Below are 14,503 nucleotides of genomic sequence, written 5' to 3'. Positions count from 1 at the left end.
GAAGGGATGCTGCATAAGCTAGGCCTCAAAGCAGCACTTGATTAGTCCGGATTTAGGGGAATAATCGTCCCGTAAGCGGTCTAATCCCTCCTGACCCCCGGAAGGCAGTCCCATGACACACGATCTCAACGACACCCTGATCTTCGTCAAGGTGGTCGAACAAGGCAGTTTCATCGCCGCAGCCAACGCACTTGGCCTGCCCAAGACCACCGTCAGTCGCAAGGTGCAGGAGCTGGAAACGCGCCTGGGCGCGCGCCTGCTGCATCGAACCACGCGCCGCATCGGGCTGACCGAAGCCGGCTCGGTCTACCACGAACATTGCCAGCGCATCGCCCGCGAGCTGGAAGAAGCCGAAAGCGCGGTGGGACAATTGCAATCCGGTCCACGCGGCTGGTTGCGTTTCACTGTGCCGTATTCGCTGGGCATCACCTGGATCGCGCCGTTGCTGGGCGAATTCCATACGCAATACCCGGAAATTCAGCTGGACATGCATCTGGGCAACGAGAAGCTGGACCTGATCGGTGGCGAAGCCGATCTGGCGCTGCGCGTCGGTGCCCTGCCCGACTCCAACCTGGTCGCACGCAAACTCGGCAGCCTGCGCACGCAGGTGTTTGCCAGCCCGTCGTATATCGAACGCTATGGCGAGCCGTTGCATCCGGACGAGTTGCAATTCCACCGCACGCTGGCGCTACGCAAGAACCGCAACGTGCACAACAACCGCTTTTTCTGGTCGCTCAGCGATGGCAGCGACGTGCGCGATTTCCCGGTCAATCCACTGATGGTGGCCAACGATCCGGCCGCGCTCAACGGCGCGGTGCTGAGTGGCGAAGGCCTGTTGCTGACCGGCGACGTGATGGCCAAGCCGTTCGTGCAATCGGGCCTGGTGCGCCGTGTGCTGGCGGGTTGGACCGGGCCGGAAGTGGATTTCAATGCCGTGTTTGCCGGCGGGCGACTGGTCTCGCCCAAGGTGCGCGCCTTCGTGGACTTCCTGGTGACGCGCATGAACTTCGACGCCGACTACATGATGGCGCAGTGCCCTGCCCGGCTGGCTGCGCAAAAGGCCTACAGCGAAGCAGAGGTGGAAGTCGAACTGGAAGCCGAGCGTGCGGAAGGCAAGCGCATTCTGGAACACGTGACTGCGTAAGCCGGACCGAGACGACGCGCTCAAGACATCCTTCTCCCACCGGGACAGTGCCCTCCTTCATGGAGGAGAAGGTGCCCGAAGGGCGGATGATGGTGCGCATAGACGAAGAACTGAAGCCAGCAAATAGCGCGTTGCGCTTTGCAGACTCCAGCCGACACCATGAAACAGGCCGCTTTCGCGGCCTGTTTCATGACTGCTGCAGGGCTAGCGAGCCACTCACCGTGCCGTGCATGGTTACCAGTTGCTCAACGCATACCGGTATTGCTGGCAGCGCCTTCTGCGCGCAATGGAATCAGGCGGATTTCGACACGACGGTTCTGCGCACGTCCGGCATCGGTGCTGTTGTCGGCGATCGGGTAGCGCTTGCCGGCGCCCATGGTTTCCATGCGCTCGCGCTGCACGCCCTGCGCGGTCAGGTACTGCGCCACGGCACCGGCGCGTTCTTCGGACAGACGCTGGTTCACCGCATCGCTGCCCACGCTGTCGGTGTGGCCCACCACTTCCACCATGGTCTGGTTGTATTCGCGCAGCGTCGAGGCAACGCCGTTGAGTGCGCTATAGAACTGCGGCTTCAACGCAGACTTGCCGAAGTCGAAGGTGATGCCGTCCGGTAGGTTCAAGGTGATGTTGTCGCCCTGGCGCTGCACGTCGATGCCGGTGTTGGCGGTGCGCTCGCGCAGCGCGCGTTCCTGGCGATCCTGGTACTGGCCCACGGCCGCACCGCTCAGCGCACCGATGCCGGCGCCGATCATCGCGTGCTGACGACGCTCGGTGGCGCTGTCGCCAGTGAGCAGGCCGGCAGCCACACCGATGGCGGTACCGATCAGCGCGTTGCGCCCGGTGCGATTCTGCTGTTGGGTCTGCTCGCCGTACTGGTCGCGCTGCACGTACGAACCGCCGGTAGCGCAGGCGGACAACGCGATGGCGCTGGCCAGCGCAACGGAAAGACTCTTGGTGGCTGCTGAGGACATGGTGTTCTCCTATCGCCGGATCGTCCGGCACTCAATCGTGTCGGCGAGGATAAACAGCGCCACGCGACTGGCGCATGATGAAGGCACGCGCTGGAGGCGCGCGGCAGGCTCACCATTCAGGAAAACGTTTTCGGCGATATGGATCGAAACGCCGATCGGCAGCAAGCGTGCCCGCAGCGATCCTGCAAAAGAAGCAGGGCAGCAAACCTCTGCGTGCTTTCGCGCGGCACCGCACGCGGCGTGGATGCGCTACCCGCGTGTTCTTGCATACGCTGCCAGCGCCGCATCGCGCCCCTCGGCCAGCCCGATGATGGGGGAGCGCGGATACTCCGGCGCCAGGCGTGCCAGCGACAAGGGATGCTGCCACGGCGCAAAACGCTCCTTCACCGGCAACTTGCCGAGCTCGGGCACCCAGCGCGTGATGTAGGCCGCTTGCGGGTCGAATTTTTCCGCCTGTGTCACCGGATTGAATACGCGAAAATACGGCGCGGCATCGGCGCCGGTACCAGCCACCCATTGCCACCCCATGGTGTTGTTGGCCAGGTCCGCATCCACCAGCGTGTCCCAGAACCAGCGCGCACCTTCGACCCAGTGCACGCGCAGATGCTTGCACAACAGGCTTGCCACGATCATGCGCACGCGGTTGTGCATCCAGCCGGTATGCCACAGCTGGCGCATGCCGGCATCGACGATGGGAATGCCGGTGCGCCCGCGTTGCCAGGCCTGCAATGTCACCGGATCGGCCTTGGCCCAGTCGAAGCCTTCGAAGCGCGGATTGAGATTGTGGTTGGTGGTGTCCGGGAAGTGATGCAACAGGTGATAGGCGAAATCGCGCCAGCCCAGCTGCCGGATGTAGCCATCGATCTGCGCACCGTTGCGCGCATTGCGCTGCTCATTCAACGCAGCGGCGATCCGCCACGGCGCGATCTCGCCGAAATGCAGGTGCGGCGACAGTTGCGAGGTGCCGACACGATCGGGACGGTCGCGATTTTCGAGGTAGCCGGAGAGCGCGCCATCGATGAAGATGTCCAGCATCTCGTGCGCACCGGCCTCACCCGGCTGCCAGTGCTCCCAGAAACCCTGGTCCCAGCTCAGCGTCGGCACCAGCCCAAGGGTGTCCAGCGCCTCGCCCTTGAGCTTGCCCGGCAGCGGCGGCAGGCTGCGCGGCGCAGGCACCGGGTCGGGCAACTGCAACTGGGTCAGCGCGTTGCGCCAGAATGGAGTGAAGACCTTGTACGGCCCGCCCTGCTGGGTGCTCAGCTGCCAGGGTTCGAACAGCAGCGCCGCATTGCAGCTCTGCGCCTCGATGCCGCGCTCGCGCAGGCTGCGTTTGATCTGTGCATCGCGCGGCTGGGTGGCCGGTTCGTACTTGCGATTCCAGTACACCGCCACCGCGCCGGTTTGCGCGATCACCTCATCGAGCACCTGCGCGCTGTTGCCAGCGCGAATCACCAGACCGCTGCCTAGCGCGCGCAAGCCCGCATCCAGCGCCGCCAGCGAGCGATGCCGCCAGCTGCGCGAGGCCGCGCCCGGTGTCCACTCGCCTTCTTCGTGCGGCGCATCGATGTAGAGCGGGATCGGATGGTGCCCGGCATCGAGTGCGGCACGCAGGGCCGGATTGTCTTCCAGGCGCAGATCGCGACGGAACCAGACGATGGCGTAGGACATGCGGACTCGGCAGCGGCGGCAAGGTTGCGCAGCATAAGCCAGCAGATGCAACGATGGCGCGATGCGGCGGCGGGCGTTTGTGCTGCGGCAAGGGCCCTGCGGCAAACGCCCAGCCCCGGCCGAGTGCGCGGCGCCCTCAGCGCTGGCGGGACACGCCGTTAACCCTTCCATGCGGATCGGTGAGAGCACCGCACTAGACAGTTGGCTGGTTGCTGTTGAAGAGCAAGGACAGCGCGTGGCTGCCTGCTTATTCAAAGCCCTGCACACCGACCATCTCGACTGGTGCTTGCCCGCCCACCGTCGCGGGACCCTTGGCGGCATGGATGCCGCCACGGAGCTTACATGGACGTACTTGCAGCGTGTCCTGCGATGGTGGGCGGGCAAGCACCACGCGGCCAAGCCGCAGATCGCACATTCCGCACCTGACACATCCGCACCATACCCTCGCAAAGCCGGCGCCCCCTGCGTAGCGGCGAGCGCGATCGTTATCTGAGCGACTGCATCACCTGCCGACTACGACCTGCCGACTACTCGAAACTGCCCACCGAATCGTGCGACAGATTGTCGAAGCGGGTGTATTCGCCGAAGAACTTGAGCTTGCACGAGCCGGTCGGGCCGCCGCGGTGCTTGCCGATGATGATCTCGGCCAGGCCCTTGTCCGGGGAATTTTCCTTGTTGTAGTAATCGTCGCGGTAGATGAACACGATCATGTCCGCGTCCTGCTCGATTGCGCCGGATTCGCGCAGGTCGGCCATCACCGGGCGCTTGTCGGTACGGGTTTCCAGCGAGCGGTTGAGCTGCGACAGCGCAATCACCGGCACGTTGAGCTCCTTGGCCAGGCCCTTGAGACTACGCGAGATCTCCGAAATTTCGGTCGCGCGGTTCTCGCTGTTTCCCGGTACCGACATCAGCTGCAGGTAGTCGATGACGATCAGGCCCAGGTCGTGTTCGCGCTTGAGCCGGCGGCACTTGGAGCGCAGCACTTCCGGCGACACGCCCGGGGTGTCGTCGATGAAGATCTTGGTTTCTTTCAGCATCTTGATCGCGCCGGTCACGCGCGCCCAATCCTCGTCTTCCAGCGCACCGGTACGCAGGCGCTGCGCATTGATGCGGCCGTTGGAGGAGATCAGGCGCATCGCCAGCTGCGAGGCCGACATTTCCATCGAAAACACCGCCACGCCCTTCTTGGACTTGATCGCGGCGTATTCGGCAATGTTGAGCGCGAAGGTGGTCTTGCCCATGGCCGGACGCGCGGCCAGGATGATCAGGTCGGTCGGCTGCAGGCCGGCCGTCATCGCATCGAAATCGCTGTAACCGGTTGGCAGGCCGGTGATGTTGCCGCCATTTTCGAAGCGGTTGCGCAGCTCTTCGAACGCGTCCTTCAAGGCGCCGGGCATCGCCACGAAATCGGTACGCCCGCGCGCGCCGGCTTCGGCGATCTTGAACACGGCTTTTTCGGCCGAGGACAGCAACTCGACGCTGTCGCGGCCCTCAGGCTGGAAGCCATCGTTGACGATCGTGGTGCCCACTTCGATCAACTGCCGCAGCACCGCCTTGTCGCGCACGATTTCCGCATACGCGGCGATGTTGGCTGCCGACGGCGTGGTGCTGGCCAGCTCGATCAGGTAGGCGCCATCGCCCACCTGCTCCAGCTTGCCCTGCGATTCGAACCATTCGCCCAGGGTCACGGCATCGAACGGGCGATCCTTCTCATTCAATTCGCGGATCGCGCGGTAGATCAACCGGTGGTCGCGGCGATAGAAGTCGTTTTCGGTCAGTTGGTCGTTGACGCGGTCGAACGCGTCCGGTGCCAGCATCAGCCCGCCGAGCACGGCCTGCTCGGCCTCGACCGAATGCGGCGGCACGCGCAGCTGATCAAGACGCGGCTCGGGACGATCGTAATCGTCGTCGTCGCGATCGCGATTGCGCTTGGAACGGAAACCAGGACGAGCGGACATGGACAAACAGACCTGACGCAGGGGACACGAGGGCAGGAAGCATAGTCATCGGCGACGCCGGCGACCATGCACAACTCTGTGGATAACTGGTGGACAGCCGGTGCAGCACTCTTCTACGCCGACCCGGTCGCACCGGCCGCGACCCCTGCCCTGCCTGGGTTTGCGCGCCTTGGTCGGGGCCTGCGGCGCGCGCCGCGCGGGCGCCGCAGGCTGTGATCAACTCACCGCTTCAGGTGCTGAACCAGGCCCAGGAAGGCGTCGACGAAGCCCTGCAGGAACTTGCGGCTGTCGGCATTGGCAACGGTGTCGTCCGGGCCGAACAGGCCGTCCTTGTAGTGCAAAAACACCTCGGGCTGGCCGAGCACGTGCATGTTCAGATACGCCAGCACGTTGCGCAGGTGTTGCTGCGCGGTTGCGGTGCCGATCGCACCGACCGAGATGCCGACCACCGCCGCCGGCTTGCCGGCAAATGCACTGTCGCCATACGGCCGCGAGCCGGTGTCGATGGCGTTCTTGAGCACGCCGGGGATCGAGCGGTTGTATTCGGGGGTCACGAACAGCACTGCGTCCGCGGCGCGGATCTGTTGCTTCAGGCGCGTGCCTTCGGCCGGGAAGTCGCCGTCGCGGTCCTGGTTGTACAGCGGGATATCGCCGATCTCCACATACTCGAACACGGCCTTGTCGGCAGCAAGATGCGCCAGCGCGCGCGCCAGCTGGCGGTTGTAGGACTCTGCACGCAGGCTGCCGACCAGCACGGCGATGGTGAGCTTGCTCATGGGTACGCTCCGTGGAAACAGGGCCCCACCCTACCCAGCAGCATGCTCAGGGCTGGTGAAACGGCGCCCGGCTCCGTCTGCGGCGCCGCAGCTGCATGCAGCACTGAACCCTTCCCGGTCCGATGTCCGAGCCGAAGCTACATGCAACAGCACCACTCCGCGCACCGCAGCGCCATCTTCAGCACCTGACCACTGCGCGTCGCCGCAACCCCGATCAGCGCGTGATGGCTGCGCGTTGTTGCCGCCAGTGCGCCTGCCAGGCCTGGAACATCAGCACCGTCCACAGGTGCGTATGCCATTTGCGTTCGCCGCCGTTGAACTCGCGCCACAAGCCGGCCACGGTATCGGCGGCAAACACGCCCTCGCGCTGCAGCGTGCCATGCGCCAGCAGATCATCGGCCCAGCCATGCAGATCGCCGCGCAGCCACGCGCTGACCGGCGCGCCGAAGCCGCGCTTGCCGCGGTAGACCATCGGGTCGGGCAGATACCGGCACAGCACGCGCTTGAGCAGGTACTTGCTGACCCCGTCGCGGTACTTCAGCGATAACGGCAGCGACCAGGCGAATTCGGCCACGCGCCAGTCCAGCAGCGGCGCACGCGCCTCCAGCCCCACTGCCATGGTGGTGCGATCCACCTTGCACAGCAGATCGTCGGGCAGATACGCGGCGAAATCGGCCAGCATCATGGCGTCGGCCGGCGTCCCCGACCCATGCAGCGGGTCGGCCAGGCTGTAGAAGCTTTCGGGCTCGGTGGCGCCCAGCACCACCGCGGCCGGATCGCGCCAGCGCGAGATACGGTTGCGGTAGATGTCGCCGATGCCGCGTGCGCCGGCTTCGGCCACCAACGCAGCCAGCCCACCGGTACGCGAGGATTCGCCAGTGCTGCGCGCTGCCAGCGCCATCAGCCGACGCAGCGGGCCGGGCACCAGCCCATGCATGCGCCAGTTACGCAGCGCGCGCTGGTAACGGCCATAGCCGAAGAACAATTCGTCGCCGCCATCGCCGGACAGCGCCACCGTCACTCCACCGCGTGCCAGCCGCGCCACCAGCGCCGTGGGCACCTGCGAGGCATCGGCGAACGGCTCGTCGAACATGTCCGGCAGGCCCGGCACCACCGCCAGCGCGTCGGCGCCGCTGACGTACAGCTCGGTGTGGTCGGTGCGCAGATGCGTGGCCACTTCGCGCGCCAGCGGCGCCTCGTCGTGGTGCGAGCCTTCAAAACCGATACTGAAGCTGTGCACCGGCTGCGCGCTCTGCGCCTGCATCATCGCGGTGACGATGGATGAATCGGTCCCGCCGGACAGGAACACGCCCACCGGCACATCGGCCACCATGCGTAGCGCCACCGCATCGCGCAGCACGCTGTCCAGTTGCTCTTCGGCCTGCGCATCGGTGCCGGTGAACGGCGTTGCCAGCGCGCGCTGCATCGCCTCGCGCGCATTCCAGAACGGCTGCTGCGCCTGATCGGGCCGATGCGCGTCCGCACCGGCGGCAACGGTCTGCGCATCCAGGCGCAGCACCCGGCCGGGCATCAGCTTGAAGGTGCGCTCGTGGATGCAGGCCGGCGCCGGGATGTAGCCCAGCCGCAGCAGCAGGGTCAGCGCATCGCGATCGACCCCGTTGTCGAAGTCCGAGTGCTGCCACAGCGCCTTGAGTTCGGAGCCGAACACCAGCGTGTCGCCGGCCCAGCCGTAGTACAGCGGCTTCTTGCCGACGCGGTCGCGCGCCAGGAACAGGCAGTTGTCGCGCTCATCCCACAATGCGAGCGCGAACATGCCGTTGCAGCGGGTCAGGGTGTCGTCCAGGCCCCACTCCACCACCGCCGCCAGCAGCACTTCGGTATCGGAATGCCCGCGGAAGCGATGCCCCAGCGCGGCCAGCGCGCCACGCAGCTGCGCGAAGTTGTAGACCTCGCCGTTATAGGCCAGCACGTAGCGGCCATCGGCCGAGCGCATCGGCTGATGGCCCAGCGGCGACAGGTCCAGAATGCTCAGGCGCTGATGCGCCAGGGCCACGCCAGCCTGCGCATCGCACCAGCTGCCGGCATCGTCGGGGCCGCGATGGCGCAGCGCCGCGCCCATCGGCCGCACCAATGCCTCGAGCTGTTCGCCATGCAGCCGCGGCGAGGCCATCAGCAATCCTGCCAATCCGCACATCGTCAGCGCTCCCCGCAGCAGAACGCGGTGCTGCCGGCAACGCCCCATCGCGCTGCGGCTGCGGCGTCTGCAACCCGATCCGAGCGCCGCGCGCGGCTTGGCGCCGGGGAGCGACCATGCAGGTACGACCGGGGCACGACCGTAGCAGACCGGTGGCGCACGCCGCTCATGCTGTCACCGGGACGGGTGCCGGCATCGGCACGAATCCGGGCAGCGCACGCACGCGGTGCAGCCAGGCGCCGATCGCCGGCCAGCGTCCCAGGTCGAAGCCGCCGTCTTCGGCGCAATGGGTGTAGGCAAACAGCGCGATATCGGCAATGCCATAGTCGCCGCCAGTGAACCAGGCCTGCTGCTGCAGGTGCTGCTCCATCACCGCCAATGCCTGCTCGCCGCGCACGCGCAGCTGCGGCAGCTCGGCGCGACGCGCCGCATCGGGCGCGGTCCACAGGCTGATGAAACGCGCCACCGCCACGTACGGCTCATGGCTGTATTGCTCGAAGAACATCCAGCTCAGCGCCTGCGCGCGTTGCCATGCGTCGGTCGGCAGGTACGGGGTGCCCTCGGCCAGCCAGAACAGGATCGCATTGGATTCGGTCAGCACGCGGCCATCGTCGCGCTCCACCATCGGCACCTTGCCGTTGGGATTGATGGCCAGGTACTCGGGCGTGCGGGTCTGCCCGGCCACGCTGTCGACCTCGACCCAGTGATAGCGGCTGCCCAGTTGTTCCAGCAGCAGGCGCACCTTGTAGCAGTTGCCGGAACTGGACATGCCATGGACGGTCAACGGGGGACGCACGGTCGACATCAAGCTGGCTCCGCGGCAGCGACGAGGGGGCTGGCAGTGTCACAGCCCCGTGCGCCTTTGCAAAGCCCTGTGCGCCGCGGCAGCGGCCGGCGGCCAGCGCGGCCGGACCGAAGTACGGGCGGCGTGGATCTCTCGCCCGCCCCTACCCCATCGCGACGATGGCCACCGGCACCCCCAGCACCGCGCTCACCACACCCAGCAGCGACAGCGCCAAGGCCCAGGCGCCGAAGGCGCGCGACCGCGCGCAGCCGGTGGCGCCGGCAATGGCCTGCACCGCGCACACCGACCACCACAGCCCGCCCAGCAGCAACAGCAGGATGCCCATCGCCACCTGCGCCATGCCGGCCGGATCGCTTGCCCCGGTCTGCAACAACGCCACCCGGCCCTGCGACGCCACCACTGCGGCGAACACGCAGACCAGCCAGGGCAGCACGCTGCCCGCCATCGCCGGCAGCAGGCGTTGCACCTGCGCTGCACTGCCCATCCAGCGCAGCACATACATGAGCAACACGCAGCCCAGCGCCAGCAGCGCCGCCACGGCGATGGCACCGGCAACCTGCAGCCACCACGGCAGCGCCTGCAACCACAGCCATGCCGACACCAGCGTGGTCAGTGCGAACACCACCCAGGCGCCACGGCGCAGGCTGTCCTGCTGCGGCATGCGCTGCACCGTCGCGTGCGGGTCGAACAGCATCCCGCCCAGTCCACCGCGGCGCCACCAGGCCAGACAGGCGAGCACCGCCACCAGCAGCGCCAGCAACGCGGCCAGCGGAAAGCCCAGCGCGCGCCAGTCGGTTGACTGCCTGCTGCGCTGTGGCTCGAGGTCGTGATCGAAGTACACCAACGCGCGCGCGCTCCATGTCGGCTGCCGCACGCGTCACGCCATCGGCGGGAATGCGGTCGCTGAAGCGCTGCCATTGGCCGACGATGACGATGCGGCCATCGCGCTGGGAGATCGTGCGCGTGAAGCGGAACCAGGGGTTGGAGACGGTCTGGGTGTCCGCCTTCAGCTGCACCGGCGGGTCCACCTGCACGCGTACGGTCTGCCGCGCCAGCCGCGGGCCGCCCAGCGCCAGGGGACTGGTGCGCGCCTGCCTGGGCAAGCTGTCCATCCAGTCGCTCAGCTGGAACAACGCAAACCCGAGCTTGTCGCCCTCCTCTGCCGGCCATTGCAGGCGGTAGCGCTCGCGCGTGCGCACGTTCAACGGATCGGTCGCGTCGATGGTCGGCGCCTCCACCTGGGTCAGCGCGGTGTAGTACTGCTGCATGAATTCCAGATAGTGCGCGCCGATCGTCTCCGCGCCGTCGTTCTCGAAGCTCGCTGCAACGCGCTCGCCACGCCCCTGCCGGTAAATGGTGTCCACGCTGAAGGTCGCCACCCGCTGCGGCGTGCGCAGCGAGATCACGATGTCTTCGTTCACCTCGACCTGCGGCAACGCCGGCATTGGCGAGGGCACCGCGACCAGCGCGTCCTGCCCGGCCAGTACCGGCAATCCACGCACGAACGGCAGCGGCCGGCGCTGCGCCAGCGGGCCGTCCTCGCGGTCGCGGGTGGCGTCCACCCACACCTCGCCCTGCGGCAGGTGCGCACGCACCACCACATGATCGAATGCGTACGGGCTGGGCAGGCGCTTGTCCAGCGCGCTTCCCCTGTCGCTGCTGACCAGCACCGGCTCGGCCCGGATGCCGGCCAGCTGCAGCAGCGCGATCAACAGCGTGGCCTTGTCCTTGCAGTCGCCGTAGCGGTTGCGCAAGGTCACTTCCGGCGCATGCGGGGCGTGCGAGTTCTCGCCCATGTCCAGGCCGACGTAGCGGATCTCGCCCTGCACGAAAGCCACCGCGCGCAGCAACGCGCCCTGCGGGTCGTCGCGACGCAACTGCAGGCTCTGCACCATGCCGGCCGCCACCTGCCGGTCCTTGAAGGCATCCGGATACAGCTGCGCCGCCCAGTCCGCCACGGCGGCCCAATTGCCGGCGGTGGACACTTCGATCAGGCCGTACGGGTCCACATCGTCGGGGGCATCCTTTTCCGGCTGCATGGCCGCGATGCGGCTCGCGGCGATGCTCAACGTGGTGATGCCATCGGCGCTGTCGACGCTGCGGCTGAAACCCGGCGCGCCGATCCGCCACTGCAGCGCCAGGCCGGACGGGTAGCGCAGCCGGACCCGGCGCTCGCCCAGCGGCACGCCGTAGCGCGCATCGAACACGTCGTGATAACCCTTACCGAACACCGGATTGCTGCCGGTGATGGTCACGCCATAGTCCACCCGGTCGCCGACGCGCAGATCCGGCAGGGTGATCGACACGGTCAGCGCGCCGTCGATCAGGCCGTCTTCCAACCCGCTTTCGCGACGCAACCTGGCGTAATGCGCGCGGTTGCGCATGTCGATGCGTTTGCCATCGCGCCAGACCTCCAGGCTGTTGAGCGCCAGCGTCTGGTACTGCGGCTGGTAGTCGATCGAAATCTGCCCGGCCTCGTCTAGGCTCTTGGCGCGCAGCACGGTATAGCTCAACCGTCGATAGGCACGCGCGGCGCGCCCGGTCAGATCGATCTGGTCGGAGACCAGCTCATAGCGCAGCCCGCCTGCGCCAGGCACGCTGTCGGGCACGGCATCGGCCACCACCCAGGCCGGCGCAGGCGCCATGGTCGGCGCCTCGTTCGCCAGCGCCGGCGCAGTCGCCAGGGCGGCCAGTCCCCACATCACCCACAGCGCCCGGACCACGCCCGGTACGCGCGTCATCACATCCTTGCCGATCAACACCTGCTCCTCGTCAAAACGCATTGAGTCCGGTCAGCGCACGCCCCACCACCAGCTGATGCACGGTTTCGGTGCCTTCATAGGTGATCACCGATTCCAGGTTCAGGGCATGCCGGATCGCCACATGCTCGGTGGTGATGCCGGCCGCGCCGAGCAGGTCGCGGCACTCGCGCGCCACGTCCAGCGCCATGCGGCAATTATTCCATTTCGCCAGCGAGATCTGCTCTGGCCGCAGCGTACCAGCCTCTTTCAGGCGACCGAGCTGCAGCGCCAGCAGCTGCGCGGTGCAGATCCGCCGCGCCATTTCCGCCAGCTTGATCTGCGCGCTCTGCGTGGCAGCCAGCGGCCGCCCGAACAGGATGCGCTCGCCGGCGTAGGCCAGTGCCTCGCGCAGGCAGGCCGCCGCCGCGCCGATCGCGCCCCAGGCGATGCCGTAGCGTGCCTGGCTCAGGCATCCCAAGGGCGCCTTCAGCCCGGCCGCGTTCGGCAGACGCATCTGCCCGGGCACGAACACGTTGTCCAGGAACAAGGCCGAGGTGACCGAGGCGCGCAGACTCATCTTGTGCGCGATGTCCTGCGCGCTGAAGCCGGGGCTGTCGGTTTCCACCAGAAAGCCGCACACGCCATCGTCGGTCTGCGCCCAGATGATCGCCAGCGCGGCGATGCTGCCGTTGGTGATCCACATCTTGGCGCCGTTCAAGCGCCAGCCATCGCCGTCGCGCACCGCGCGCGTGGTCATCGCCGCCGGGTCCGAGCCGCCTTGTGCCTCGCTCAGGCCGAAACAGCCAATCACCCGGCCGGCCGCCATCTCCGGCAACCAGCGCTGCCGCTGCGCATCGCTGCCATAGGCGTGGATGGGATACATGCACAGCGAAGACTGCACGCTGACAAAGCTGCGCAGGCCGCTGTCGCCGCGCTCCAGCTCCTGGCAGATCAGTCCGTAAGCCACTGCACCCAAGCCCGCACCGCCGTCGCTGACCGGCAGGCTGGCACCGAGCAGCCCCAATCCGGCCAGTTCCGGCACCCATTCGTGTGGGAAGCGCCCCGCATCGAAGGCAGCGCCGATCGCCGGCAGCACGCGCTCGTCGGTGAAGCGCGCCACCGCATCCTGCACCGCCCGCTCGTCGTCGGTCAGCAATGCACGTACATCGAACAAATCGTCGGGACGCAGCGGCATCGTCGCTTCCAGCCAGGAGACAAGCGCTGATTATCTGCCAGTTGCCGGCGCGATATCGTTGTGTCGCTGTACCCGCCGGCCACAACGACACAGCGGTAGTGTGCAGGCACGCCGTTCACTTAATATGCGGGTGCGATCCCCGCCGCGGGCACATCCTTCAGCGCAACGACCGACAATGGCTTTCCGCATCGATGGCGACCGCAGTGCCGAATGAGCAGACCGGGGTCGGTGTCGCGGCAGCCAGCACGACCCAACCGTGCTGAGCAGGCAGCCGCCCCCGATGGACAGCGCGCTCGCCGCCTCCCTGCCCGGCCTGCACCAACACTGGCACTACACCCTGCCCTGGCCGGACGGAACCGCGTTATCGGTGCAGGTGCTCGCCTTCGGCCGCGACGACTTCGCCATCGAGGCATTCACGCAAGCGGGCATTGCCTGCCCTGCGGCCATTGCCCGTAGCGTGCGCAAGCGTCAGGCAGAGTATTTCTTCGGCCGGCTGGCGGCTCGCCAAGCGATGCGGCAACAGGCATTGATCGATCCTGCCATCGCTGTGCAGGTCGGCACCGGCGGCGCCCGCGAACCGCTGTGGCCACCAGGCATCATCGGCAGCATCAGCCACACCGAACGATTGGCCGCCGCTGCCGTGGTACCGGCGCAGAGCAGACGTGGCATCGGCATCGACCTGGAACATCTGGTGAGCCCGGAAGCACGCGATGCCTTGCTCGGTGCGGTGGTGAATTCAGTCGAGCTGGAGCTGCTGCACGCAGTGCAGACATCGAGCCGATGGACACGCGATGCCTTGCTGACCCTGGTGTTCTCGGCCAAGGAAAGCCTGTTCAAGGCCAGTTTTGCCGCCGTTGGCCGCTACTTCGATTTCTCCGCCGCGCAATTGGTACAGGTGCAGCCAGCCGCGGGCCGCCTGCAGCTCCGGCTGTGCGAGACGCTGTGCCCGCAATTGCCCGCAGGAGAGCTGTGCACGATTGGCTTTGCATGGGTGGATGCACAGACCGTGATCACCTACCGGCTCTGGTGATCCGTGCAGCGGTGGTGAGCTTTGCCACGTCTGGCAGCCTCGCAAGGCTGCAGGCGCAGC

At 66.9% G+C, this 14,503-nt stretch carries 9 protein-coding genes and 1 pseudogene; 2 read left to right on the top strand and 8 right to left on the bottom strand.

Features of this window, described 5'->3' with window-relative positions:
• Positions 1-112: 112 nt before the first annotated feature.
• Entirely contained in the window at positions 113-1,144 is a 1,032-nt protein-coding gene (locus tag HG421_RS05865) for a LysR family transcriptional regulator (protein WP_169705614.1), read from the top strand.
• 245 nt (positions 1,145-1,389) lie between these two features.
• Here HG421_RS05865 and HG421_RS05860 read toward each other — a convergent pair whose 3' ends face one another.
• From HG421_RS05860 to HG421_RS05825, 8 genes and pseudogenes are all read right to left on the bottom strand, one after another.
• On the bottom strand, positions 1,390-2,115 hold the full coding sequence (locus tag HG421_RS05860) for an OmpA family protein (RefSeq protein WP_169705613.1): 726 nt from the start codon (positions 2,113-2,115) through the stop codon (positions 1,390-1,392).
• 249 nt (positions 2,116-2,364) lie between these two features.
• Positions 2,365-3,783: a cryptochrome/photolyase family protein gene (locus HG421_RS05855; RefSeq protein WP_169705612.1), complete on the bottom strand. Its 1,419-nt coding sequence runs from the start codon at positions 3,781-3,783 to the stop codon at positions 2,365-2,367.
• A gap of 527 nt (positions 3,784-4,310) precedes the next feature.
• Positions 4,311-5,741, bottom strand: a complete 1,431-nt coding sequence (locus HG421_RS05850) for a replicative DNA helicase (RefSeq protein ID WP_169705611.1) — start codon at positions 5,739-5,741, stop codon at positions 4,311-4,313.
• A gap of 221 nt (positions 5,742-5,962) precedes the next feature.
• Positions 5,963-6,517, bottom strand: a complete 555-nt coding sequence (locus tag HG421_RS05845; protein ID WP_169705610.1) for an NADPH-dependent FMN reductase — start codon at positions 6,515-6,517, stop codon at positions 5,963-5,965.
• A 214-nt stretch (positions 6,518-6,731) separates the two neighbouring features.
• Entirely contained in the window at positions 6,732-8,672 is a 1,941-nt protein-coding gene (gene asnB, locus HG421_RS05840) for an asparagine synthase (glutamine-hydrolyzing) (protein ID WP_169705609.1), read from the bottom strand.
• Positions 8,673-8,838: 166 nt separating this feature from the next.
• Positions 8,839-9,477 carry a glutathione S-transferase family protein gene (locus HG421_RS05835; RefSeq protein ID WP_169705608.1) on the bottom strand — a complete coding sequence of 213 codons (639 nt, stop codon included), beginning with the start codon at positions 9,475-9,477 and terminating at the stop codon, positions 8,839-8,841.
• A 142-nt stretch (positions 9,478-9,619) separates the two neighbouring features.
• Positions 9,620-12,161, bottom strand: a pseudogene (locus tag HG421_RS05830) (DUF3857 domain-containing protein).
• Between the two features lie 88 nt (positions 12,162-12,249).
• Positions 12,250-13,425 (bottom strand): acyl-CoA dehydrogenase family protein, encoded by a 1,176-nt coding sequence (locus HG421_RS05825; protein WP_211161827.1) that lies wholly within the window; start codon positions 13,423-13,425, stop codon positions 12,250-12,252.
• 268 nt (positions 13,426-13,693) lie between these two features.
• Between HG421_RS05825 and HG421_RS05820 the strand changes: the two genes are divergently transcribed.
• The gene (locus tag HG421_RS05820; protein WP_169705606.1) at positions 13,694-14,443 is read left to right on the top strand and encodes a 4'-phosphopantetheinyl transferase family protein; all 750 of its coding nucleotides are present in this window, start codon (positions 13,694-13,696) and stop codon (positions 14,441-14,443) included.
• Positions 14,444-14,503 lie beyond the last annotated feature (60 nt).

The organism is Xanthomonas campestris pv. badrii (assembly GCF_012848175.1).
Taxonomy (GTDB): domain Bacteria; phylum Pseudomonadota; class Gammaproteobacteria; order Xanthomonadales; family Xanthomonadaceae; genus Xanthomonas; species Xanthomonas campestris_C.
The sequence above is the reverse complement of the archived record's forward strand: the minus strand, read 5'-3'. Positions and strand labels throughout refer to the sequence as shown.

Coding starts and splice junctions, on each gene's coding strand:
- HG421_RS05835 (WP_169705608.1), bottom strand. CDS start 9,477: ATGTCGACCGTGCGTCCCCCGTTGACCGTCCATGGCATGTCCAGTTCC.
- HG421_RS05855 (WP_169705612.1), bottom strand. CDS start 3,783: ATGTCCTACGCCATCGTCTGGTTCCGTCGCGATCTGCGCCTGGAAGAC.
- HG421_RS05860 (WP_169705613.1), bottom strand. CDS start 2,115: ATGTCCTCAGCAGCCACCAAGAGTCTTTCCGTTGCGCTGGCCAGCGCC.
- HG421_RS05820 (WP_169705606.1), top strand. CDS start 13,694: ATGGACAGCGCGCTCGCCGCCTCCCTGCCCGGCCTGCACCAACACTGG.
- HG421_RS05850 (WP_169705611.1), bottom strand. CDS start 5,741: ATGTCCGCTCGTCCTGGTTTCCGTTCCAAGCGCAATCGCGATCGCGAC.
- HG421_RS05865 (WP_169705614.1), top strand. CDS start 113: ATGACACACGATCTCAACGACACCCTGATCTTCGTCAAGGTGGTCGAA.
- asnB (WP_169705609.1), bottom strand. CDS start 8,672: ATGTGCGGATTGGCAGGATTGCTGATGGCCTCGCCGCGGCTGCATGGC.
- HG421_RS05845 (WP_169705610.1), bottom strand. CDS start 6,517: ATGAGCAAGCTCACCATCGCCGTGCTGGTCGGCAGCCTGCGTGCAGAG.